Source organism: Micromonospora sp. CPCC 205739, from assembly GCF_036906795.1.
GTDB lineage: Bacteria > Actinomycetota > Actinomycetes > Mycobacteriales > Micromonosporaceae > Micromonospora.
Window position 1 is genome coordinate 1 of record NZ_JBAKHS010000007.1, and the last position, 22,175, is coordinate 22,175.

Consider the following 22,175-nt stretch of genomic DNA (forward strand, 5'->3'; position numbering starts at 1 on the left):
GGCCTGCCGGAACCGCCTGGCGCACAGGCGGTTCCGGCAGGCCGCCGATCCGTGTGGGGTCGGTCATGGCGCGGTCGGTACCGCCTCAGCCGACGGGCATCCGGGCCAGCTGCGCGGCGATCGTCGCCTCGGTGAGTTCCGGCCGGCCCCCGGGCCGGCCCACGGTGGCTCCCGCCGCGGCCACCGCCCGCCGGGCGATTTGCTCGCGCGGCTCGCCCCGCAGCAGCCCGGCGGTGAGCGCGGCGACGAAGGCGTCCCCGGCGCCCGTGGTGTCCACCGTCGGGGTGTCGCTCAGCGGTACGAAGAGCTCGTCGTCGGACCAGGCGAAGGCGTTGCCCACCCCGTCCACCGCCACGGCGACCAGGGACGGCCCACGCCCGAGCAGTTCCCGGGCGGCGCGCAGGCCGCCGGCTGCGTCCGCCGGCGCGGCGCCGGTGAGCAGCCGCGTCTCGCGGGCGTCGGCGCGCAGCACGTCGGCGAGGACCAGCAGCTCGGCAGCGCCGGCCCGGTCCGTCGGCGCTCCGTCGAGCACCACCAGTCGGTCCGCCCGGCGGGCGCAGCGGGCCGCGGCCAGCGCCGCCGGCAGGGGCTGCTGGAGCTGCACCACCACCGCCCGGGCGGCCCGCAGCAACGGCGCGGCGGCGCGCACGTCCTCGGCGGTGAGCAGGGTGCCCGGCGGCAGGTCCTCGACGTAGTGCCAGCGGCCCTCCGCGTCGACCAGGTCGACGATCAGGCCGGTCGCGGTGCCCGGTCGGCGGAGCACCGCCCGCACGTCGACGCCGTCGGCCCGGGCCCGGGCCAGCAGCGCGTCCCCGACCGCGTCGTCACCGACGACGCCCAGCAGGCCGACGTCGACACCGAGCTGGGCCAGGCCGACGGCCTGGTTGGCGCCCTTGCCGCCGAGCAGCTCCCGCCGGCGCCGCACCGGAGCCGTCCCGGAGGCGGCCGGGACCTCGTCGACCAGCAGGACGAGGTCCCGGGCCACCTGACCCACCACCATCACGTCCGGTTCCGCCATGCCGGCCCTACTACCCGCCCGCGCCGCCGGCATGTCCGTCGCTCCCCGCGTACCCGGATCGTCTCCCCGGCCGGGGCTCAGCCCACCGACGCCTCGCGGTCGCGCGGCCCGACCAGCCGGCGGACCAGCGGCGCGGCGTTCCACTTCGCCGCCCCGACCAGGTCGCGGGCGTGCTCCAGCACGGTGTAGTCGGGTCGGGCCAGCCCGTCGGCGATGGCCCGGTCCAGGTCGTTGCCGCAGCGGGTGAGCACCGTGTCGAAGTCGCGGCGCACCGGTTCCAGCCGGTCGTAGCCGAACCCGCGGTGCAGCCGGGAGTAGAGCGGCTTGTAGAGCCGGGCGCGCTCGTGCAGCCCGGAGGAGTACGACATCGGGCTCTTCGGCCGCCGCCGGATGTAGTCGGGCAGGAGGTCGGCGAACGCCCGCCGGACGATCCACTTCTCCTGCCCCTCACGCATCTTCAGCGCCAGCGGCAGCCGCATGGCCAGCTCCACCACGCTGAGGTCGAGAAAGGGCACCCGCGCCTCCACCCCGTGGCCCATGCTGGCCCGGTCGACCCGCTGCAACTCCGTACGGCAGAGGTTGCGGATCCGGTGGAGGAAGAGCCGGCGGGCCCGCTCGGGGCCGATCTGCCGGTACATCGGGTAGCCGCCGAACAGCTCGTCCGAGCCGTCGCCGGTGAGCACCACCTTGATCCCCAGCTCGCGCAGCCGGCGGAAGATCGGCACGGTGACCACCGCGTTGATGATGTCGCCGTACTCGGTCAGCTCGGAGATCCGGATCGCCTCGCGGACCTCGGCCAGCCGGATGTCGCGCGGGCGCAACTCGATGACCTCGTGCGGCACGCCGAGGTCGGCGGCGAGCCGCCGGGCGTACGCCACGTCGGGGCTGTCCGGCACCCCGACCGTCACCGCCACGCAGTCCGGGTGCAGCTCACGGACGTGCAGCAGCGCCAGCGCACTGTCCAGGCCGCCGGAGAGCACCACCCCGACGGTGAGGTCGGTGTCCACCCGCATCCGGATGCTGTCGGCGATCGCGGCCCGGACCAGCAGGGCGGCCTCGTCCGGGTCGTCCACCTCGGGCAGGCCCTCGCCGAGGGTGAGCAGGTCGACGTACGCGGTCAGCTCCACCCGCCCGTCCGGGTCGGCCCAGCCGTGGTGCCCGGGCGGCACCTCGTCGACCGGGGCGCGCACGCCCACCAGCGCCTTGACCTCAGAGGCGACGTGCAGGCAGCCCGGCGTGCGGGCCCAGTAGAGCGGCTTCACCCCGATCGGATCCCGGGCCAGGTAGACCCGGCCGGTGGCGCGTTCGGCGACGGTGAAGGCCCATTCCCCGCGCAGCCGGTACACCGCCCGTTCACCCCAGTGCAGGAACGCCGCGAGCACCACCTCGGTGTCGCTCAGGCTGCGGAACGGGTACCCGAGCCGGGTCAGCTCCGCGCGCAGCTCGTGGTGGTTGAAGACCTCGCCGTTGTAGCAGAGCACGTACCGGCCGTCGGGGGAAGTCCAGGGCTGCACGGCCCGGTCCCGGTCGACGATCCGCAGCCGCCGTACGCCGGCGAGCAGGCCGGACTCCTGCCGGGTCTCGGTGACCTCGCCGCGGGGGGCGAGAACGGCGAGCATGCGGCGGAAGACCGCCGGATCGGCTTCGGGCCCGGCGCTGAGCGCGATGCCGCACATCCGCCTCAGGCCCCCATCTCGGCTTCGTAGGCCGAACGCAGCCGGGCGCGGGCGCCCGGTGCGACGCACACGTGCCAGGCCTGTCCCTCGTCGACCACGTTGATCTCGCCGGCGGCCTGCCGGGCGAGCAGGATCTCGGCCAGCGTGTCCCGGACGCCGAAGCGCGCGAACCAGGCCATCTCCACGTCCACCGCCCAGCCGAGGCAGTGCCCGCTGGGCACCATCGCGGCGTACCCGAGACGGCGCAGCTGGTACTGGTGCTCGGCGCTGCGCACCAGGCTGGTCACCCAGAGCGGCGGGGTGGCCGGCGGGGTGGCCCGGGCCAGCTCGCGGGCCAGGTCGTTGAGGAGTGCCACCACCTCGCGCCGGGCGCGCCGGAACTTCACCCCGGCGGTGCGCGGGGTGGCGTCCGGACGGAGCCGGCGACGGACGGCCCGGACGCCCCGGCCGAGCAGGGTGGCCGGCTGCTCCTGGTAGCGGAAGCGCAGCAGCCCGCGCCGGCGCAGCCACTCCAGGTCGACGAGGTCCGGATGGGTGTGGACCTGTTCGTCGGTGAGGAAGGTGGTGGTGTCGCGCCACCACATCACGTCGATGCGGGAGAGCAGGTAGATCCGGACCAGCGCGGTGAGGTCGCTCGCCGAGGTCCGCTCGTTGGGCTGGTAGCGGGCCATCTCCAGCAGCAGCGTCTCGCGGGCGCCGATGAACCCCTGCGACGTCGCGTCGAGCACCGCGGCGATCGCCGGCTCCCGCAATCGCTGGTCGAGCAGCACCTGGCGGGCGGCGCTGGACGCCGCGTCGGCGAGCGCCCCCACCTCGACCAGCAGTTCCGCGACGGCGTCGCGGTACGCGTCGAGGTCCGGCGGGGCGGTCGGCACCGCGCGGGCCGGGGCCGGCGGGGGCGAGCGGCGCGCCGGGGCGGGCGAGGAGACGGACGGGCCGGGTTGGTGGCCGGAACTTCGGCTGGGCACGCGCATGGTCGGGTCCTCTCCCGGTACGACACGGTGCGGATGAACTCGAAATAGACCGTAAGCACCAGCAACCGGGAAAGTGCGAGCAATCCTCCCATCTACCCCGAAGGGCGACGAGCGGTCGCGGTCCTCCGCTGCACCTCCGCGTACGACGGCAGCGCCGGATCCGGCTCCACCACCCCGGTCCGGACGGCGTCGGCGGTGCGGACGACGGCGGCCAGGGCCGCGCGGAACAACAGCGAGCCGGTGCTGACCCGGGCCACCCCGAGGCGGCCGAGCGCCGCCGGCGACGGCCCGCCGGGCTGGGCCAGGACGTTCAGCGGTGCGTCGAGCGCGTCGGCGAGCCGTCGCACGACGTCCGGGTCGCCGGCTCCCGGGACGAAGACGCCGTCCGCTCCGGCCCGTCGGTAGGCCCGCGCCCGCGGCAGCGCCTGCTCCAGCGGGTCGGGCAGGCCGAGCCACCAGGCGTCGGTGCGGGCGTTGACGAAGAGCCCGGGCACCCGGGCCCGGACCGCTTCGATCTTCGCCACCACCAGCGCGGGATCGGCGAGGCAGCCGTCGGGCCGCCCGTCCTCCAGGTTGATCCCGACCACGCCGAGCGCCGCCAGCTCGGCGGCGTACCCGGCGACGGCCGCCGGGTCGTCGCTGAAGCCGGCCTCGACGTCCACGGTCACCAGCACCGGCAACCGGACCAGCAGCTCGGCGAGGCGGAGGGTCTCCTCGGCGGTGGCGGCCACCCCGTCCGGCCGGCCGGCGGCCGCGGCCACGCCGAGGCTGGTGGTGCCCACCGCCGGATAGCCGGCGGCGGCCAGGGCGGCGCCGGAGGCATGATCCCAGGCGTTGGGCAGCACCAGCGGCCGACCGGGGCGGTGCAGGGCGTGGAAGGCGGCGCGGGGGTCGCTCATCGGGGCACCGCCGGGCGGGTGCGCGGCACGCGTGCTGCGCCGTCCGATCGGGTCGCCGCCCGGCGTTCGCGCAGCACGTCCAGCACGCCGGTGGCCAGGGCCAGCGCGTGCCGTTCGCCCGGGCAGCCGTGCGGGCCGGCGCCGAAGGTCAGCACCGACCGGCCCGGCAGGAACCGGTCCGGCGCGCTGACCAGTGCAGGGTCCCGGTTCGCCGCGTCGAAGCGCAACACCAGCTCCGCGCCGGGCGCGACCGACTGCCCGCCCACCCGGCTCGCGCGGGCCGCGATCCGGCGGGTGCCGCGTACCGGCGGGTCGAGGCGCAACACCTCGGCCAGCAGCGCCGCGGTGGGCACCGACCGTTCTGCCGCCGGGGCGTACCGGGCGGCGGTGCCGATCAGCGCGGCGGTGGCGTCGCACGCCTGCACCAGCAGCCCGATCCGGTTGGCCGTCGCCTCGGGCGGCTCCGCCGGGGACATCGCCACCAGCGCCGCCACCGCGCGGTCCGCGCGGCGCACCGCGACCGGCCCGGCGCCGGGCTGGTAGGCGGCGGCCACCAGGGCCACCGCCGCCACCGCCGCCGCCGGATCGGCCAGGTCGAGTCGGGCCGCCAGCACCCGCACCGGTACGCCCCGAGCCGGCCCCGCCGACCCGGCGAGCGGATCGCGGTCGAGTTGCTCGGCGGTCAGCCGGGCGGCGTCGCGCCGCAGCCCGTCCGGCGGGCAGCCGGCGAGCGCGGCCACGGCGGCGGCCCGCCGGGCGGGATGCCGGTCCGGGCCGCTGAACCGGGCGACGGTGCCGCGCAGCCAGGCGAGGGTGCCGGGCGGTCCCGGCGCCGCCTCGGGCACCCGGAAGTTCGCATCGGTGAGCACCGCACGCACGTCCGCGTGCCGGGTCACCCACCAGACGCCACCGTCGAGGATCGGCGGACCGCAGGCCGGGGTGTCGGAGCCGGGCGGGATCAGGAGCCTCGGGTCGCTCATCCCCCGACGCTAGGGCCCGATCGCTTCGGCGCCGGCCGAAACGTGCAGGCCGCCAGCCCCGTCGGTCCAGGGCTCGTCGCGACCGCCCGGCTCAGGGCGGCGCTGGTCAGGCGCGTCCGCCAGTACCGCCGTCACGGCGGGGCGGCAGCAGGTCGACGGCGTCGATCCCCAGCGCCTCGGGCAGTGCCGCCACGCCGGCCGGGGTGACCCGCACGCTGCGCCCGGTGCCGGGCATCGTCCAGCCCAGCTCGGCGAAACGGCGGCACAGCGCGGCGCCGAGCGCGCCGGCCAGGTGGGGCCGGCGCTCCGTCCAGTCCAGGCAGTCCCGCAGCAGAGGCCGCCGGCCGGCGGGCAGCGGCGCGACGCCGAGGTCGGTCAGCCAGTCCCGGCCGGCCGGGGTCACCGCCAGACCGTCGGTGGCGTCGAGCAGACCGCGGGTCAGCAGGGCGTCGCGCAGCCGGACGCCGAGCCGCCCGGCAAGGTGGTCGTAGCAGGTCCGGGCGTGGGCCAGCGCGGCGTCGGCGGTGGCCGCGCGCAGCGATCCGGCCGGACGCGGCGCCGGTGACACGTGCCCGGCCAGGTCCTCGATCAGCTGCGCCACGGCCGGGCCCGCCAGCCGCAGGTAGCGGTGCCGCCCCTGGCGTTCCTCCACCAGCAGGCCGCCCCGGACCAGCCGGGTGAGGTGTTCGCTGGCGGTGGAGGGGGCCACCCGGGCAGCGCGCGCCAGCTCGCCGGCGGTCCACGCCCGCCCGTCGAGCAGAGCCAGGCAGATGCCGGCCCGGGTGTCGTCGGCGAGCAGGGCGGCGAGGTCGGCGAGGCGGCGGCCGTCGATGGGCGCTGCGGTCATCCGCCGATGGTGCCACGGCGACGGTGCGGCGGGCATCGACCGGTGCCGACACCTTTACAACGTTGTATTCATCGTTGTAGAACTGGACGGAACGACGCACCGCCCACCCTTCATCCCACCCGAGGCAGGTCTGATGGGTCACCTTCGCCGCGGCGGCGCGCTCGCCGCCGTACTCGGTCTGCTCCTGGCGGCACCCGCCGCGCCGGTCGCTGCCGGTCCCGGCGCCCCCGACCGCTACCGCAACCCGATCTCCGCCGAATTCGCCGACACCTTCGCCGACCCGGTCGTCGTCCGCGGCGACGACGGATTCTGGTACGCCTACGGCACCACCGACCCGCTGCGCGAGGGCGAGAAGGTGTTCCACCGGGTGCCCACCGCCCGCTCCGCCGACCTGGTCGACTGGACCTACCTCGGCGACGCCTTCGGCCCCGACCAGCGCCCGCCGTACGCCACGGCCGACGCCGCCTTCTGGGCTCCCGACGTACGCCGGATCGGCGACCGGTGGGTCATGTACGTGACCGTCACCGACACCACCGTCTCCCCCGACGGCGGCGACTTCGCCGTCGGCGCGGCGACCGCCCCCACCCCGACCGGGCCGTGGACCTTCGCCGACCAGCCCGTGGTGGCGCCCCGTCCGGGTGGCGGCGGTGGCTGGCTCTGGACCATCGACCCGTCGGAGTTCACCGACGTCGACGGCAGGCACTACCTCTACTACGGCAGCTACTACGGCGGCATCTCGGTCACCGAGCTCTCCGCCGACGGGCTGCGCGCGGTCGGCTCGCCCACCCTGGTCGCCATCGACAACAAGTTCGAGGGCAGCTACGTGCTGCGCCACGACGGCTGGTACTACCTCTTCGCCTCCACCGCAAACTGCTGCGCCGGCCCGGCCACCGGATACTCCGTCCAGGTGGGACGCGCGGCGAGCCCACGCGGGCCGTTCGTCGACCGCGACGGCATCCCGCTGACCGCCTCCCGGGCCGGTGGCACGCCGGTGCTCACCCAGAACGGCAACCGCTGGATCGGCACCGGGCACAACGGCTTCCTGACCGACCTGTCTGGGCAGGACTGGATCGTCTACCACGCCATCGACCGGGCCGACCCGTACCTGGACGAGCCGTTCGGCGTCAACGAGCGGCCGATGCTGATCGACCGCCTCGACTGGATCGACGGCTGGCCCCGGGTCAACGCCGGCGCCGGCCCCTCCGACGGCGACCGTCGCGCGCCGGTGACCACCGCCCGCCTCGACGCCCGCTTCGACTCCCCCACCCTGACCGGCTGGACCGGCACCGGCCCGTGGCGGGTCACCGACGGCCGCCTCACCGGCACCGGCGCGCTGACCAGCCGTACGGTGACCGGCGGCGACGTGCGTGCCGAGGCCGACCTGCGGCTCACCGACGCGGACACGGCCGGGCTGACCCTGGACCGGGTCGAGGTGAGCGTCGACACCGCCGCCGGCCGCCTCGTCGCCCGGGAGGCGGGCGGCCGGACGGCGAGCGCGCCCCTGCCCGCCGGCTTCGACCCCGCCAACCGGCACCACCTGGCCGTCGAGGTACGCGGCCGGCAGCTCGTCGCCGAGCTGAGCCCGGCCCGGCTCGGCGACCAGCTCGCCGTGGTGTCGCTGCGACTGACCCGCCCGGCGGTCGGCCGGCTCACCCTCGTCGCCAGCGGCGGCGCGGCGGAGTTCGACAACGTCAGCGTGGCCCGGCTGCACCGGCCGGCCCCCCGTGCCGTGCCGGAGCCCCGCGCCGGCGGGCTGCTGCCGGCGTACTCCGACGAGTTCGCCGACGGCCTCGACCCGGCCTGGCGCTGGGTCCGCGAGGACCCGGCCGCCACCGTCTCGGGCGGGGCGCTGCGCTGGCCGGTGCAGGCCGCGGACCTCACCGGCACCGGCAACACCGCCGGGGTGCTGCTGCGCGACGCGCCGGCCGGGGACTACGTGGTCGAGACGAAGGTGACCCTCGACCTGGGCGAGGAGACGGTCCGCAACTACCAGCAGGCCGGCCTGGTCGCGTACGTCGACGACGACCGGTTCGCCCGGCTGTCCCAGGTGGCGATCTGGAACACCCGGCAGGTCGAGTACGGCTACGAGCTGCCCTTCGCCGGCCGGCCCGTGTACGGCGGGAACATCGTCGGCACCCCGGCCACCACCACCTGGCTGCGCCTGGCCCACCGGGTCGACCCGGCCACCGGCGAGCACGAGTTCCGGGCCGGGTCCAGCCGGGACGGGACGCGCTGGACGTGGGGTGGGGTGTGGACCTTCCCCGCCGACACCACCCCCCGGATCGGCCTGGTGGCGCACGGCGGGGCCGAGCCGCCGGTGACCGCCGTGTTCGACTACGTCCGCTTCCACCGCTGACCGACGACCGGCCGCCCGCCCGAGCTGGGGCGGGCGGCCGGGTCGCTCACCGGCGGCGCCCGCCCAACGGGTCGACCGTGCGGGTGTCGCCGTCGTAGCTGCGGGCCGCCACGAACTCGCCCGTCGGCCGGTCCACGCCGGCCAGCGCCCGGGCCAGCCGCCGGTCGTGGTCGCGGAAGCGCAGCGCCAGGCTCAGATGCGGGACCCACCGGCCGGGGGCGTGCCACGGGTGCTGCCCGTCGGCGTCGGCCAGCACGTCCCAGACCGCCGCGTGCAGGGCGGTCAGCTCCGGGCTGGGGCGCAGCAGCCACACCAGCGGGGCGCTGCCGTCGAGCACCTCGATCCGGTCGAGGCGTACCGGCAGGGGCAGAGCGGCGTCGACGAGGTCACCCAGGCGTTCGGCGGCGCCCGGCGGGAACGCCTCGACCGACGCCAGGGTCAGATGCGGGCGGTTGCTGGGGTGGGTGTTCCGGGCCAGGCTGGGCAGCCCGGCGGCGGCGAGCCGGTCCCAGGCGGCGCGTACCGCCTGCTCCAGCGGCGGGGAGCAGAGCAGTTCGACGGTACGCACGCCCGTCAGGCTAGTGGGCGTGTGGCGACCCCGGCGGTGGGGAACCCGACCGGAATGAGCGCGCTGACCGAGACCGACGAACGACACCTGCGCCGGGCGATCGCGCTGGCCGACACGGCCCGGGCGGCCGGGGACGGCCCGTTCGGGTCGCTGCTGGTCTCCGCCGACGGGCGGGTGCTGGCCGAGGAGGTCAACACCGAGCGGACCGACGACGACATCACCGCGCACCCGGAGCTGAAGCTGGCCCGCTGGGCGGCCCGGCGGCTCGACGCCGACGAGGCGGGCCGCGCCACCATGTACACCAGCTGCCAGCCGTGCGGGATGTGCACCACCGCCATCGAGCGCTCCGGCCTGGGCCGGGTGGTCTACGCGCTCAGCGCCGAGCAGCTGGCCGGGCTGCGAGCGCCGGAGGCGGCGCCGCCGGTGGCGTACGCCGGGCCGGCGCTGTTCGACGAGGCGCGGGCGGCGGTCCAGGCGGCCTAGAGCCAGCCCGCCTCGCGGGCGATCCGCACCGCCTCGGCCCGGTCGGGCGCGCCGAGCTTCTGCACGCTCGCCGAGAGGTGGTTGCGGACCGTCCCGGGGGCCAACCCGGTGCGCCGGGCGATCACCGCGACCGGGGCGCCGTACTCGGCCAGGCGCAGCGTCTCCAGCTCCCGAGGAGTCAACGGGCAGGGTGGGAGGGTGAGCGCGTCGGCGGCCAGCGCCGGGTCGACGTACCGGGAGCCGGCGTGGACCCGGCGGATCACGTCGGCGAGCGCCCCACCGGGAGCGCCCTTGGCCAGGAAGCCGCGGGCTCCGGCGGTGAGCGCCTGCCGCAGGTGGCCGGGGCGGCCGTGGCCGGTGAGGATCACCACCGCGCACGAGGGCAGCGCGCGCCCCAGCTCCGCCGCCAGCTCGATCCCGCCCGGCGGCGGCATCTCCAGGTCGACCACGGCGACGTCGGGCCGGTGCGCCCGCGCCGCGTCGAGCGCGCTGCGCCCGTCGCCGGCCTGCGCCACCACATCGAGGTCGTCCTCCAGGCCGAGCAGGGCGGCGAGCGCCTGCCGGATCAGTTCCTCGTCGTCGGCGAGCAGCACGCGGATCACGGGGCCACCGGCACGGTCGCCTCGACGGTGAAGACGCCGCCCGCCCGGCGGGTGCGCAGGGCGCCACCGGCCGCCGCCAGCCGCTCGGTCAGGCCGCGCAGCCCGTGGCTGTGCCGGTCCGGCCCGGCGTCGTCGCCGACCCCGTCGTTGCGCACCGTCATCGTGGCCACGTCGCCCTCCCGGGTGATCTCGATCCGGCACCAGCCGGCCCGGCTGTGCCGCAGCACGTTGGTGCCCGCCTCGCGCAGCACCGCCGCCAGCTCGGCGGCGACGCCGGCCGGCAGGTCGCCGGGGGGCGGTACGACCTCGCACCGCACCCCGCAGGAGCGCAGCACCTCCGCCACCGCGGCGAGCTGTTCGGCGAGGTCGACCGTCCGGTAGCCGTGTACCGCCGCGCGGACCCGGTGCAGCGCCGAGCCGGCGAGCCGCTGCACCTCGGCCGCCTCCCGGCCGGCCCGGCCGGCGTCGACGGGGGCGAGCCGGGCCGCCAGTTCGGCCTTGAGCGCGATGACCGTCAGGTCGTGCCCGAGCAGGTCGTGCACGTCCCGGGCGAAGCGCAGCCGCTCCTCGGCGGCGGCCAGCCGGGCCTGGGCGGCCTGCCCCTGCCGGGCCTCGACGAGCAGGTCCCAGAACCAGACCTGCACCCGGTTGACCAGGGCGGTACCACCGCCGACGAGGCCGGTGACGACCAGCGTGGAGCCGAGGGCGCCGCCGGTCCAGGCGGCCACCGCCAGGGCGACCGCCACCGTCGACGCGGCGGCGGCCAGCGCGGCGACCGGCCGCAGCAGCAGCGGGGTCATGCCGATCAGCGAGGCGCCGAGCCAGGCCCAGGTCGGCCAGGCGCCGGCCGCCACCGGGCCGACCAGGGGGACGCTGAGCACCGCGACGACGACGAACGCCACCGCGGACCGGCGTCGCCGCCGCGGGGTCAGCCACGGCGTGACCGCCACGTGCAGCACCGCGGTCTGCGCGACGGCGAACGCGACCACCCCGACCGCGCCGCAGGCCAGCCGGACCGGGTCGGGCTCCCGGGCCAGGCCGATCCCGGGCAGCAGCAGGCTGGTCCAGAGGCTGGTGGCCAGCGAGCCGAGGGTCACCACGCGGGCCCGGCGCAGCCGCCGGTCCGTCACCGCCGTGCCGACCGTCATGTCCGCCGATCCTAGGGCGTGTCTCCCGGATCTCGTCGAGCCGAGACGAGGCCCAGGCGGCGATCCGGCAAGGCGGCGGTTCGTTCGGATACCGGTGTCGTATCCGAACGAACCGCCAACGCCGCCGGGCGGCGTCTGGGTCCGTCGCAGGCCGGCGAAGATCCGGGAGACCCGCCCTGGGCCCGACCGGTCCCGGCCACCCCTGCGGAACGTCACGGTCCGGCCGTGCGCCCCGCACGGTTCTCCCGTGCCGATCAACCCTGTCGCCCGGGCGCCGGTCGGCGGCAGGGTCGAGGCATGACCGAGACGCTCGCCGTACCCTCGTCCCCGCCGACCCCCGCGGACCGCCCCGGCCGCCGCCTGCTGCGGCACCTGGCCGAGATGACCGTCGCCATGGTGGTCGGGATGCTGCTGCTCGGGCCGCTCTGGCGCACGGCCGGCGCGGCGCTGGGCCTCGCCGGCACGCTGGCCCGGCCGGAGGTCGCCGCCCTGGTGATGGCGACCAACATGTCGATCGCGATGGCCGCGTGGATGTGGCACCGGGGCCACCCGCTGCGCGCCACCGCCGAGATGGTCGCCGCGATGTACCTGCCGTTCCTGCTGCTGCTGGTGCCCTTCGCCGCCGGGCTCGTCGACGGGCACGCCCTGATGCTCGGCGGGCACCTGCTGATGCTCCCGGCGATGGTGCTGGTGGCGCTGCGCCACCGGCACGCGCACCCGGCGCCGGCGCCCCGGCACCCGGTGGCCGCCGCGCTGGCGCGGCGCTGGCCGACCTGGCTGGCCCTGCTGATGACGATCGACAACTGGGTCTCCCCCACGGTCCCGCCGCCGGTGCTGCTGCTCGTGCTGCCGGCCGGCTACCTGCTGATCGGCACCGCCCGCCGGCAGTGGCGCACCCCGGGCCTGCTGCCGGTGCAGCTGGCCGGCCTGGCCGGCTGGACCGCGCTGGCCGGCCTGGCGGCGGTCGCGGGCGACGGCCCGGCGCGCTGGCTGGTGGCCGCCGGCTGGCTCGGGCACGCGGTCTGGGACGTCGTGCACCACCGCACCGGCCGGGTGGTGCCGCGCGGGTACGCCGAGTGGTGCGCCGTCCTCGACACCGCCGTCGGGCTCACCGTCGTGCTCGCCATCCTCCGTTGAGGGTGGCTTGCGCGACGGTTGTGCCGGTCGGCGGAGCGGACCGGGGCGGGTGATGAAAAGCTTTGCCCATGAGTTCCGCACCCGCACCGACCGATTCCACCACCACCGGCAGTACCGACGAGGCGATCGCCTTCGCGGATCTCGGGCTGCGCGCCGAACTGCTCGGCGCGCTCTCGGCCCTCGGCTACGAGGAGCCGACCCCGATCCAGCGCGAGGCGATCCCTCCGCTGCTGGCCGGCCAGGACCTGCTCGGCCAGGCGGCCACCGGTACGGGCAAGACGGCCGCGTTCGCACTCCCGCTGCTGCAGCGGATGCCGGACGGGCGCCGCGGCGGGGACCCGGTGTCGCTGGTGCTGGTGCCCACCCGCGAGCTGGCGGTGCAGGTGTCGGAGGCGTTCCACCGCTACGGCAAGGACCTGGGCACCCGGGTGCTGCCGATCTACGGCGGCCAGCCGATCGGCCGGCAGCTGCGGGCGCTGGACGCCGGCGTGGACGTGGTGGTGGCCACCCCCGGCCGGGCCCTGGACCACATCGCCCGGGGCACGCTGCGCCTGGGTGAGCTGGCCACGGTGGTGCTGGACGAGGCGGACGAGATGCTCGACATGGGCTTCGCCGAGGACATCGAGGCGATCCTGGAGCACGCGCCGGAGCAGCGGCAGACGGTGCTCTTCTCGGCGACCATGCCGTCGCGGATCGACGGGATGGCCCGCCAGCACCTGACCGACCCGGTGCGCATCCAGATCGGCCGGGAGCAGCCGGTCGCCGGCGAGGCGCCCCGGGTGCGGCAGAGCGCGTACATCGTCGCCCGGGGGCACAAGCCGGCCGCGCTGGGCCGGGTGCTGGACGTGGAGTCCCCCACCGCCGCGATCGTCTTCTGCCGCAGCCGGGAGGAGGTGGACCGGCTCACCGAGACGATGAACGGCCGGGGCTACCGGGCCGAGGCGCTGCACGGCGGGATGAGCCAGGAGCAGCGCGACCGGGTGATGGGCCGACTGCGGTCGAGCACCGCCGACCTGCTGGTCGCCACCGACGTGGCCGCCCGCGGTCTGGACGTGGAGCAGCTCACCCACGTGGTCAACTACGACGTGCCGTCGGCGCCGGAGTCGTACGTGCACCGGATCGGCCGGGTGGGCCGGGCCGGGCGGGAGGGCGTGGCGATCACCCTCGCCGAGCCGCGCGAGCACCGGATGCTCAAGACCATCGAGCGGGTCACCGGGCAGCGGATCACCATCGACAAGATCCCGACGGTGGCCGACCTGCGGACCCGCCGGCTGGAGCTGACCCAGGCCGCGCTGCGCGAGTCGCTGCTGGAGGACGACCTGGACCCGTTCCGGGTGATCGTGGAGACGCTCAGCGACGAGTTCGACCTGATGGAGGTCGCGCTGGCGGCGGTGAAGCTGGCCCACGAGGCGGCCGGGCCGACCAGCGAGGACGAGGAGGAGATCCCGCAGGTCGCGGTCCGGGCGCCCCGGGAGGGCCGGCCGGAGACCGGGGGCCGGGGCGAGCGGCGGGGCGGGGCCCGGCCGCGTTCCACCGGCACCACGCAGGTCTTCATCGGGCTGGGCCGGCGGGCCGGCGTCCGGCCGCAGGACCTGGTCGGGGCGATCACCGGGGAGACCGGGCTGAACGGACGGGACATCGGTTCGATCGAGATCGCGGACCGGTTCTCGCTGGTGGAGATCCCGGTCGGCGTCGCCGACGAGGTGATCGCGGGGCTGCGCGGCAGCACCATCAAGGGCCGCAAGGCCACCGTACGGCGGGATCGGGACGGCGGTGAGGGCGGCGGCGAGCGCCGCTTCGACGGCGGTGACCGGCGCGAGCGCCGCGACCGGGACTTCGGCGGTGACCGCCGCCGCGACCGCCCCTGAGGTACGACGAGGCCCCCGGTCGGTCGGACCGGGGGCCTCGTCGTGTTCCGCCGCCTAGGGGGCGCCGGTCAGGCGGCGGCGAGCGACGGGTTGGTGAGGGTGTCGGCGTCGGCCGGGCGCAGCGCCAGGGCGAGCACGTCGGCGACGTCGGCGAGGGTGTGCACGGTCAGCGCCTCGCGGACCTCGGCGGGCAGGTCGTCCAGGTCCGGTTCGTTGCGGGCCGGGATGATGACCTCGGTCAGGCCGGCCCGGTGGGCGGCGAGCAGCTTCTGCTTCACCCCGCCGATGGGCAGCACCCGGCCGGAGAGGGTCACCTCGCCGGTCATCCCGAACTCCGGCCGCACCGGCCGGCCGGTCACCAGGGACGCCAGCGCGGTGACCATGGTGATGCCGGCGCTGGGGCCGTCCTTGGGCACGGCGCCCGCCGGGAAGTGAACGTGGATCCGGCGCGCGGCGAGGGCGTTCGGGTCGATGCCGAGCCGGCGCCCGTTGGAGCGCAGGTACGACAGCGCGATGTGCGCGGACTCCTTCATCACGTCGCCGAGCTGGCCGGTGAGGGTCAGCCCAGGCTCGCCCTCCATGCTGGTCGCCTCGATGAAGAGCACGTCCCCGCCCGCGCCGGTGACAGCAAGGCCGGTGGCCACGCCGGGCACCGCGGTCCGCTCGGCCGACTCCGGGGTGAACTTCGGCCGGCCCAGGTAGCGGGCCAGGTTGCCGGTGTCCACCCGGACCGGGGCCGGGTCGCCTGCCAGCTCGACGGCGACCTTGCGCAGGATCTTCGCCAGGGCGCGTTCGAGCTGCCGCACGCCGGCCTCCCGGGTGTACTCCCCCGCGATCCGCGCGAGGGCCTCGTCGGCCACGCTGACCTCGTCGGCGGTCAGGCCGGCCCGCTCCCGCTGCCGGGGCAGCAGGTGGTTCCGGGCGATGGCCACCTTCTCGTCCTCGGTGTAGCCGTCCAGGGTGACCAGCTCCATCCGGTCCAGCAGCGGGCCGGGGATGGTCTCCACCACGTTGGCGGTGGCCAGGAAGAGCACGTCGGACAGGTCGAGGTCGACCTCCAGGTAGTGGTCCCGGAAAGTGTGGTTCTGCGCCGGGTCGAGCACCTCCAGCAGGGCGGCGGCCGGGTCGCCGGCGTAGCCGGCGGTCAGCTTGTCCACCTCGTCGAGGAGCACGACCGGGTTCATCGAGCCGGCCTCCCGCAGCGCGCGGACGATCCGGCCGGGCAGCGCGCCGACGTAGGTGCGCCGGTGACCGCGGATCTCCGCCTCGTCGCGGACGCCGCCGAGCGACACCCGGACGAAGTTGCGCCCGAGCGCCCGGGCGATCGACTCGCCGAGGCTGGTCTTGCCGACGCCGGGCGGGCCGGCCAGGGCGAGAACCGCGCCGGAGCCGCGACCGCCGACCACGCCGAGGTTGCGCTCGGCCCGCCGGTTGCGCACCGCCAGGTACTCCAGGATGCGGTCCTTCACGTCGGCCAGGCCGGCGTGGTCGGCGTCGAGCACCGCGCGGGCCGCGGCCAGGTCGGTGTTGTCCTGGGTACGCGTGCTCCACGGCATCTCCAGCACGGTGTCCAGCCAGGTCCGGATCCAGCCCGCCTCCGGGGAGGCGTCACTGGCCCGCTCCAGCTTGCCGACCTCGCGCAGCGCCGCCTCGCGGACCTTCTCGGGCAGCTCGGCGGCCTCGACCCGGGCCCGGTAGTCGGCGGAGCCGTCGGGCTCGTCCTCGCCGAGTTCCTTACGGATGGCGGCGAGCTGCTGGCGGAGCAGGAACTCCCGCTGGGACTTCTCCAGCCCCTCGCGGACGTCGCTGTTGATCCGCTCGGTGACCTCCTGCTCGGCGAGGTGGTCCTTCACCCAGCCGACGAGCAGTTCCAGCCGGGCGACGACGTCCGGCGCGGCGAGCAGTTCGGTCTTCTGCGCCAGGGTGAGCCAGGGCGCGTAGCCGGCCGCGTCGGCCAGCTCGGAGACGTCGGTCATCCGCTCCATGGCGTCGATGACCTGCCAGGCGCCGCGCTGCTGCAGGACCGAGGTCATCAGCGCGCGGTACTCGCGGGCGAGTTCCCGGGCCCGGCCCGCCGGGGCGGGTTCGTCGAGTCGGGTCGCCTCGACCCAGAGGGCGGCGCCGGGTCCGGGCACGCCGGAGCCGATGCGGGCCCGGGCGAGGCCGCGGATCACGGCGGCGGGCTCGCCGTCGGGCAGCCGGCCCACCTTCTCGATGGTGGCGATCGTGCCGATGGAGCCGTACTCGCCGTCGATGCGGGGCACCGCGAGGAGCTGCTTGTCGCCGGTGGCCCGGGCCGCGTCGACCGCCGCCTGGGTGGTGGGGTCGAGGGTCACCGGGATGACCATGCCGGGCAGCAGGACGGCGTCGGTGAGGGGAAGTACCGGAAGAGTTGCCATCGAACACCTGCTATCGCGTTGAGTTGAGCGTGTCAGGCTCAAGTCACAAAGCGTTCCCCTTGTTCCTGGGTGTGACCCAGGCCACCGCCACCACGTCGGGTGCGACGGGCCGGGAGCAGGTCCCGGGGCCGCCCACCGGCCAGGGCGACGGCCACCGGGATGGCGAGTCCGGTCAGTGCCAGTGCGGCCACCGTCGGCGCGGGCAGGCCGAACAGCAGCGCGGCGACGGTCAGGCCGGCGAGTACGGCGAGCTTGCGCCGGGCGTCGGGGACGGAGACGGGCGACACGGGTGCCTCCTTCGGGCGGGCGTCCGGCGCGGGCGGGCCGCGCCCGCGCCGGACGGGTCAGAGCAGGACGAGCAGGGCGGCGCCGACCGCCGCCGCGGGAATCGTGGTGATCACGGTCGCCAGGGCGGCCGAGTGTCGGCGCAGTGCGGCCAGCGGGATCAGGGCGTCGCCGTCCTGGCTGATCGCGTTCGCCACCAGGGTCGGCAGCGGCAGCCCGCCGCTGACGTACAGGCCGGTGAAGACGATCTGCACGGCGCACCCCGGGATGAGCCCGATGGCCGCGCCGACCAGCACGCCGAGCAGGCCGGTCAGCGCCAGTTGTGAGCCGTCGAACCCGGTCGCGGTGGTGACCACCTGCCAGCCGAGGTACGCCACGGCCACCCAGACGGTGACGAAGGACGCCTCGTGCGCGCTGTGCCGCAACGTCTCGCGCAGGGACCGCGGGAACGCCGTCTCCAGGCTGTCGTCGGCCAGCCGTCCCCGGCCGGCGGCGAAGATCAGCACCGCGACCAGCGTGCCGAGCACCCCCAGCGCGAGGTACGGGTCGACCCCGCCGAGCGCGCGGGTCAGCACGGTCGGGTCGACCATCTGGAAGACCACGGGCACCGACACCGCGAACGCCGGCGTGGTCAGCCCCCAGAACGCGGGGGCCGGGTCGCGTCGCCGCAGCCCGTCGAGCAGACCCGCCCGGCCGCCGCCCGGAGCGCCCGACCCCGGACCGGCGCGGCCACCCGGACCGCCCAGCGCCGCCGGAGCCGGACCGGTCGGGGCCGCCGGGTTCCCGCCGGTGGCCAGGGCCGTCACCGCGCCGCCGGACGCGGTGGCCAGGGCGGGGACGGGACCGACGGTCCGGGCCGGGGCGGCGGTGGCCCGGGCGCGGCGGCGGGCCGGGTCGATGCCGAGCGCGTCGACGACGTACCCGGTGACCAGCCCCACCGCGAAGAGCAGCGCGTGGATCTGGAGCGCGAAGAGCGGGTTCCAGGCCAGCACCACCCAGGACGAGTCGCCCATGGTGGCGGCCAGCGCGGCCACCACGGTGCCGAAGGAGACCTTGCCGCGGGCGTAGAGCGGCATCAGCACGATCGCACCGCCGCACCCGGGGCTGACCCCGAGCAGCGCGCCGACCAGCGGGCCGAGCCGGGGACGCCGGGTCAGGCCGTCGGTGACCCGGTCACCGTGCCGCCAGCGCAGCCAGCCGAAGAACGCCACCATCACGGCGACGTAGACACCCACCTGCATGAAGGCGTCCGCCAACGGACGCAGCACGAGTTCGGTCACAGCGCACCTCCTGCGCGTACGGGTGCCGCCGGGCCGTCCACGCGGGGACGGCCCGGCGCGGCGACCTCAGGTGATCTTGCTCTTGACCTTGTTGACCATGCCGCCGGCGACACCCGGGTTGGTGCCGTACAGGCGCGGGTCGCCCGGTGCCAGCACCGGCTCGGGGGCGTGCGCCCGCGGGCTGTGGTCGTAGCGGAACTCGCCCTTGCCGTCCGGGGTCGGGCCGGAGGCCCACCGCCCCTGCGCGGCGTCGTTGCCCGGGGAGAAGTCCAGGTAGGTGTAGCTGAACTGCTCGGTGAACTCCTTGGAGTCCGGGAAGGCGTCCGGCACCGGCATCTCCTCCAGCCCGTCCTCCTTGAGCTGCTCGATCGCCGCCATCCACATGTTCTGGTGCATGGTGTCCCGGGCCAGCAGGAAGCGCAGCATCTGCTTGACGCCCGGATCGTCGGTCATGTGGAACAGCCGGGAGACCTGGAGCCGGCCCTGCGCCTCGGCGGTGACGTTGAGCTGGAAGTCGGCCATCAGGTTGCCGCTGGCGGTGATGAAGGCCGCGTTCCACGGCACGCCGTTGCTGTCCGTCGGCAGCGCTCCGCCGCCGCCGTGGATGAAGTGCGCCGGGTTCGACCCGCCGTAGATCGCCCCGACCATCGGGTTGTCGTCGGCGGCCTCCTGCAACGACAGGGGCGCGTTCTCCAGCAGCCGGGTGATCATGGTGGAGATCATCTCGACGTGGCCCATCTCCTCGGTGCCGACGTCGAGCAGCAGGTCCTTGTACTTGCCGGGCAGCCGGCAGTTCCAGCCCTGGTAGAGGTACTGGTTGGCGACCGTCATCTCGCCCCACTTGCCGCCCAGGATCTCCTGGAGGCGGCGGGCGAACGCGGCGTCGGGGCCGTCCGGCTTGGCCTCGAACTGCAGGTCCTTGATGTGGCTGAACATTTCTCCTCCTCGGTGTCGGGGGTGACACCGAGCAGGGTTCCCACCGCGCCGACCCGTCGGGGCCATCCGGCGGCCCCGACGGGTCAACCCGGTCGGCGCTGGTCGCCGGGCAGCAGCACCTCCACGGCCACCCCGCGCGGACGCAGCCGGTGCGCCCGCACCGTGCCGCCGTCGGTGGCGACCAGCTGACGGGTGATCCACAGGCCGAGTCCGTGCATCCCGCCGCCCGGGACGGGCCGGCGCAGCGCCTCGGCGAGGCCGTCGGCGGACCGGCCCTGGTCGGTGACAAGGATGCTCAGCCCGGCCGGACGTACCGCGGCGTAGAGCCCGACCTCGCCGTCGGCCGGTCCGTGCCGCAGCGCGTTCTGCACCAGGTTCACCAGCACCTGCCGGGTCCGCCGGGCCGGCACCGGGCACCGACCGGCCCGCGAGGTGACCCGGGCGCGCAGCCGGTGCGGAGGGACCAGGGCGGCCACCACGGGGAGGAGGTCGGCCAGCGGTGCGGCCGGTTCCGGGCGGACGGCCCGGCTCAGCGCCCCACCGCCGGCGGTCACCTCGCGCAGCAACCCGTCGAGGTGGGCGGCCTGCTGGCGGGCCAGCTCGCTGATCGCCCGGCGCTCCTCGGCGGTCAGCCCGCCCCGGTCCTCGGCGAGCGCCCGGGTCAGCGAGGCCAGCGAGCTGACCGGGGTCCGCAACTCGTGGCACAGCACCCGCAGCACCAGCCCCGGGTCGTCCGGTGCGCCGGGGGGTTCCCCGGGGTCCAGGCCATCGGGCCGCCACCGCCGCACCATCGCCGTCGATCCGCGTCGCGCGCGCATCTCGCCCAACTCCCCTCTATCCGTACAAATCCGCATGATCCGTACCCGTTCGGGAAGGAAACAGGCATGCTCGACGCCCCCATTCGGCTCGTCGTCGTGGACGACCATCCCCTCTTCGTACGGGGGCTGGAACTGCTGCTGCCCGCCACCACCGACGGGCGGGCCCGGGTGGTCGACTCCACCGGTGACGCCTCCGCCGCCGCCTCGCTGGTGGGCCGTACGCAGCCCGATCTCGCCCTGGTCGACCTGCACATGCCGCCGCCCGGCGGGATCCGCGCCATCGCCGCCATCCGCCGCACCACCCCCCGGGTACGGGTGGTGGCGATGTCCGGCGGGGAGGACCCGGCGCCCGCGCTCGAGGCCCTGCGCGCCGGGGCCGAGGGGTTCCTGCCCAAGAGCAGCGAGCCGGAGGAACTGCTTCCGCCGATCATGGCCATTCTCGACGGCTGGGCCGTGCTGCCCGGCACACTGCTGCGCGGGCTGCTCCGGCCGGTGCGCACCGGCTCGGTCGATCTCGACGACGAGGAACGGCGGCTGCTGAAGGCGATCGCGAGCGGCCACAGCACCGTGGAGATCGCCGAGCAGTTGCACGTCTCGGAACGGACGGTGAAGCGGATGACCGCGGCGCTGCTGCGCAAGCTGCGGGTGTCCAGCCGGGCCGAGGCCGCCGCCCTGGCCGGGCACGCCGGACTGCTCGGCGACTGACGCCAGCCGCCATTGGCCCGCGCGGATTTTCCACGATTGGCGCGACTCGTCAAATGAAAGGCGCGCATATTGTTGCGGATTTGGCGGCCGATAGGTCAAACTCTTGACCACACCCCGCCCGACACAGGGAGCAATGGCGATGGCAAGGAAAGTAATCACCGTTCTGACCGACGACCTCGACGGCGGAAAGGCCGATCGGACCGTCGAGTTCAGCCTGGACGGGGTGGCGTACACCATCGACCTCTCCGACGAGAACGCCGGGGTCCTGCGCAAGGCGCTCGACCCGTACATCGGCGCTGGCAGGCGGATGGGGCGGGGCAACGTGGAGGCGGGCCGCCCGGCCCGGCGCCCGGCCCGTGCCGGGGTCTCGGGAATGGACCGCGAGCAGAACCGGGCCATCCGGGAATGGGCCACCAAGAACGGCTACGAGATTTCCGAGCGGGGGCGGATCCCGGTCAACGTCGTGGAGGCGTGGAAGAACCGCTGACCGGCGCCGCCGGAGCATCACGATGCGCCGCGCCGGGGTCACGCTGAGAAATCAGTGAGGGCCCCGGCGCTTTTCGCCCCGTTCACAATTTCCACCCGGCGGTGCGCCCCCGGCCGGGAAGCGGCACCTCGGCTCACTCCCCGGTGACCCCGTCCAGCAACTCCCGGGCCACGTCGAGCTGACCCACGTGCCGGGCGTACTCCTGCAGCAGGTGGAACAGGATCCTGCCCAGCGACGGGGCGTGCGCGACCGCGTGGAACCGGCCGCCGAGCGCCGCCCGCCGCGTCAGCGGCACCCCGGCGACGATCCGGCGGGTGTGCGCCACCTCCGCCCGGTACGCCCGCCACACCTGCTCCGTGGACAGGGCCTCCACCCGCCACTCGTCGTCGCCCGGCGGAGCCGGCTCGACCGGCTCGGCGGCGAAGCCCCACCGGATCCAGCGCCGCTCCACCCACCCCAGGTGGCGTACCAGCCCGAGCGGGGACCAGCCGAGCCGGTCGACGGGAGCGCGCAGCTGCCCCTCCGACAGCCCGGCGGTCTTGCGGGTCAGCGCCTCGCGGTACCAGTCGAGGTAGCCCAGCAGGAGGTCGCGAGGGTCGTCGACGTGGTTGCCGGGACCGTCGAGCAGGACCGGGAAACGGGCGTCCGACATCCACCGACCCTACGGCCGGGGCCCGACCCTCGCCACGGGTCGTACCCGCCGCGCTGC

The 22,175-nt window shown here is 75.7% G+C and carries 21 protein-coding genes; 6 read left to right on the plus strand and 15 right to left on the minus strand.

All coding sequences use genetic code 11. The features are described 5' to 3' along the window. Window positions 1-85: 85 nt before the first annotated feature. The 6 genes from V6U88_RS12360 to V6U88_RS12385 all read right to left on the minus strand — a co-directional run bounded on the left by V6U88_RS12360 (window position 86) and on the right by V6U88_RS12385 (window position 6,379). Window positions 86-1,018, minus strand: a complete 933-nt coding sequence (locus tag V6U88_RS12360; protein ID WP_334452574.1) for a PfkB family carbohydrate kinase — start codon at window positions 1,016-1,018, stop codon at window positions 86-88. Window positions 1,019-1,095: 77 nt separating this feature from the next. Then, a complete protein-coding gene (locus V6U88_RS12365; protein WP_334452576.1) occupies window positions 1,096-2,694 on the minus strand; it encodes an asparagine synthetase B family protein in 1,599 nt (532 codons plus the stop codon). 5 nt (window positions 2,695-2,699) lie between these two features. Continuing rightward, entirely contained in the window at window positions 2,700-3,668 is a 969-nt protein-coding gene (locus V6U88_RS12370) for a hypothetical protein (protein WP_334452577.1), read from the minus strand. Between the two features lie 92 nt (window positions 3,669-3,760). After that, entirely contained in the window at window positions 3,761-4,567 is an 807-nt protein-coding gene (locus tag V6U88_RS12375) for an isocitrate lyase/PEP mutase family protein (RefSeq protein ID WP_334452578.1), read from the minus strand. Beyond that, window positions 4,564-5,547 (minus strand): cytochrome P450, encoded by a 984-nt coding sequence (locus tag V6U88_RS12380; protein ID WP_334452580.1) that lies wholly within the window; start codon window positions 5,545-5,547, stop codon window positions 4,564-4,566. The genes V6U88_RS12375 and V6U88_RS12380 overlap by 4 nt, the downstream gene beginning before the upstream one ends. Window positions 5,548-5,653: 106 nt before the next feature. Continuing rightward, window positions 5,654-6,379, minus strand: coding sequence for an ArsR/SmtB family transcription factor (locus tag V6U88_RS12385; RefSeq protein WP_442934626.1), 726 nt, complete (start codon window positions 6,377-6,379; stop codon window positions 5,654-5,656). Window positions 6,380-6,527: 148 nt separating this feature from the next. Between V6U88_RS12385 and V6U88_RS12390 the strand changes: the two genes are divergently transcribed. Beyond that, a complete protein-coding gene (locus tag V6U88_RS12390; protein ID WP_334452582.1) occupies window positions 6,528-8,750 on the plus strand; it encodes a family 43 glycosylhydrolase in 2,223 nt (740 codons plus the stop codon). Window positions 8,751-8,796: 46 nt separating this feature from the next. On the opposite strand, the gene V6U88_RS12395 is transcribed toward V6U88_RS12390, so the two are convergent. After that, a complete protein-coding gene (locus V6U88_RS12395; RefSeq protein WP_334452583.1) occupies window positions 8,797-9,318 on the minus strand; it encodes a 2'-5' RNA ligase family protein in 522 nt (173 codons plus the stop codon). A 54-nt stretch (window positions 9,319-9,372) separates the two neighbouring features. On the opposite strand from V6U88_RS12395, the gene V6U88_RS12400 reads away from it, so the two are divergent. Continuing rightward, window positions 9,373-9,801: a nucleoside deaminase gene (locus V6U88_RS12400; protein ID WP_334452585.1), complete on the plus strand. Its 429-nt coding sequence runs from the start codon at window positions 9,373-9,375 to the stop codon at window positions 9,799-9,801. Here the strand turns inward: V6U88_RS12400 and V6U88_RS12405 are convergent. After that, window positions 9,798-10,403, minus strand: coding sequence for a response regulator transcription factor (locus V6U88_RS12405; protein WP_334452587.1), 606 nt, complete (start codon window positions 10,401-10,403; stop codon window positions 9,798-9,800). The genes V6U88_RS12400 and V6U88_RS12405 overlap by 4 nt on opposite strands. Further along, on the minus strand, window positions 10,400-11,551 hold the full coding sequence (locus V6U88_RS12410; protein WP_334452589.1) for a sensor histidine kinase: 1,152 nt from the start codon (window positions 11,549-11,551) through the stop codon (window positions 10,400-10,402). The genes V6U88_RS12405 and V6U88_RS12410 overlap by 4 nt, the downstream gene beginning before the upstream one ends. 297 nt (window positions 11,552-11,848) lie before the next feature. On the opposite strand from V6U88_RS12410, the gene V6U88_RS12415 reads away from it, so the two are divergent. Together V6U88_RS12415 and V6U88_RS12420 are read left to right on the plus strand one after the other, a co-directional pair. Beyond that, window positions 11,849-12,688, plus strand: a complete 840-nt coding sequence (locus tag V6U88_RS12415; RefSeq protein WP_334452591.1) for a hypothetical protein — start codon at window positions 11,849-11,851, stop codon at window positions 12,686-12,688. Window positions 12,689-12,756: 68 nt separating this feature from the next. Further along, window positions 12,757-14,556, plus strand: coding sequence for a DEAD/DEAH box helicase (locus tag V6U88_RS12420; protein WP_334452592.1), 1,800 nt, complete (start codon window positions 12,757-12,759; stop codon window positions 14,554-14,556). A 68-nt stretch (window positions 14,557-14,624) separates the two neighbouring features. Here the strand turns inward: V6U88_RS12420 and lon are convergent, their stop codons facing one another. The 5 genes from lon to V6U88_RS12445 form a co-directional block, all read right to left on the minus strand. Then, window positions 14,625-16,955, minus strand: coding sequence for an endopeptidase La (lon, locus tag V6U88_RS12425; protein WP_334452593.1), 2,331 nt, complete (start codon window positions 16,953-16,955; stop codon window positions 14,625-14,627). Window positions 16,956-16,993: 38 nt separating this feature from the next. Continuing rightward, window positions 16,994-17,242: a hypothetical protein gene (locus tag V6U88_RS12430; RefSeq protein ID WP_334452594.1), complete on the minus strand. Its 249-nt coding sequence runs from the start codon at window positions 17,240-17,242 to the stop codon at window positions 16,994-16,996. Window positions 17,243-17,299: 57 nt separating this feature from the next. Continuing rightward, a complete protein-coding gene (locus tag V6U88_RS12435) occupies window positions 17,300-18,520 on the minus strand; it encodes a putative manganese transporter (RefSeq protein WP_334452595.1) in 1,221 nt (406 codons plus the stop codon). A 66-nt stretch (window positions 18,521-18,586) separates the two neighbouring features. Then, window positions 18,587-19,456 carry a manganese catalase family protein gene (locus V6U88_RS12440; RefSeq protein WP_334452597.1) on the minus strand — a complete coding sequence of 290 codons (870 nt, stop codon included), beginning with the start codon at window positions 19,454-19,456 and terminating at the stop codon, window positions 18,587-18,589. Window positions 19,457-19,539: 83 nt separating this feature from the next. Then, window positions 19,540-20,274, minus strand: coding sequence for a sensor histidine kinase (locus tag V6U88_RS12445; protein ID WP_334452598.1), 735 nt, complete (start codon window positions 20,272-20,274; stop codon window positions 19,540-19,542). Window positions 20,275-20,340: 66 nt separating this feature from the next. On the opposite strand from V6U88_RS12445, the gene V6U88_RS12450 reads away from it, so the two are divergent. Next, window positions 20,341-20,979 carry a response regulator transcription factor gene (locus V6U88_RS12450; protein WP_334452600.1) on the plus strand — a complete coding sequence of 213 codons (639 nt, stop codon included), beginning with the start codon at window positions 20,341-20,343 and terminating at the stop codon, window positions 20,977-20,979. 139 nt (window positions 20,980-21,118) lie between these two features. Then, a complete protein-coding gene (locus tag V6U88_RS12455; RefSeq protein WP_334452602.1) occupies window positions 21,119-21,466 on the plus strand; it encodes a histone-like nucleoid-structuring protein Lsr2 in 348 nt (115 codons plus the stop codon). A 133-nt stretch (window positions 21,467-21,599) separates the two neighbouring features. Here V6U88_RS12455 and V6U88_RS12460 read toward each other — a convergent pair whose 3' ends face one another. After that, the gene (locus tag V6U88_RS12460) at window positions 21,600-22,118 is read right to left on the minus strand and encodes a DinB family protein (protein WP_334452604.1); all 519 of its coding nucleotides are present in this window, start codon (window positions 22,116-22,118) and stop codon (window positions 21,600-21,602) included. Between the last annotated feature and the right edge of the window lie 57 nt (window positions 22,119-22,175).

Coding starts and splice junctions, on each gene's coding strand:
- V6U88_RS12360 (WP_334452574.1), bottom strand. CDS start 1,018: ATGGCGGAACCGGACGTGATGGTGGTGGGTCAGGTGGCCCGGGACCTC.
- V6U88_RS12365 (WP_334452576.1), bottom strand. CDS start 2,694: ATGTGCGGCATCGCGCTCAGCGCCGGGCCCGAAGCCGATCCGGCGGTC.
- V6U88_RS12370 (WP_334452577.1), bottom strand. CDS start 3,668: ATGCGCGTGCCCAGCCGAAGTTCCGGCCACCAACCCGGCCCGTCCGTC.
- V6U88_RS12375 (WP_334452578.1), bottom strand. CDS start 4,567: ATGAGCGACCCCCGCGCCGCCTTCCACGCCCTGCACCGCCCCGGTCGG.
- V6U88_RS12380 (WP_334452580.1), bottom strand. CDS start 5,547: ATGAGCGACCCGAGGCTCCTGATCCCGCCCGGCTCCGACACCCCGGCC.
- V6U88_RS12390 (WP_334452582.1), top strand. CDS start 6,528: ATGGGTCACCTTCGCCGCGGCGGCGCGCTCGCCGCCGTACTCGGTCTG.
- V6U88_RS12400 (WP_334452585.1), top strand. CDS start 9,373: ATGAGCGCGCTGACCGAGACCGACGAACGACACCTGCGCCGGGCGATC.
- V6U88_RS12410 (WP_334452589.1), bottom strand. CDS start 11,551: ATGACGGTCGGCACGGCGGTGACGGACCGGCGGCTGCGCCGGGCCCGC.
- V6U88_RS12415 (WP_334452591.1), top strand. CDS start 11,849: ATGACCGAGACGCTCGCCGTACCCTCGTCCCCGCCGACCCCCGCGGAC.
- V6U88_RS12420 (WP_334452592.1), top strand. CDS start 12,757: ATGAGTTCCGCACCCGCACCGACCGATTCCACCACCACCGGCAGTACC.
- lon (WP_334452593.1), bottom strand. CDS start 16,955: ATGGCAACTCTTCCGGTACTTCCCCTCACCGACGCCGTCCTGCTGCCC.
- V6U88_RS12440 (WP_334452597.1), bottom strand. CDS start 19,456: ATGTTCAGCCACATCAAGGACCTGCAGTTCGAGGCCAAGCCGGACGGC.
- V6U88_RS12445 (WP_334452598.1), bottom strand. CDS start 20,274: ATGCGCGCGCGACGCGGATCGACGGCGATGGTGCGGCGGTGGCGGCCC.
- V6U88_RS12450 (WP_334452600.1), top strand. CDS start 20,341: ATGCTCGACGCCCCCATTCGGCTCGTCGTCGTGGACGACCATCCCCTC.
- V6U88_RS12455 (WP_334452602.1), top strand. CDS start 21,119: ATGGCAAGGAAAGTAATCACCGTTCTGACCGACGACCTCGACGGCGGA.
- V6U88_RS12460 (WP_334452604.1), bottom strand. CDS start 22,118: ATGTCGGACGCCCGTTTCCCGGTCCTGCTCGACGGTCCCGGCAACCAC.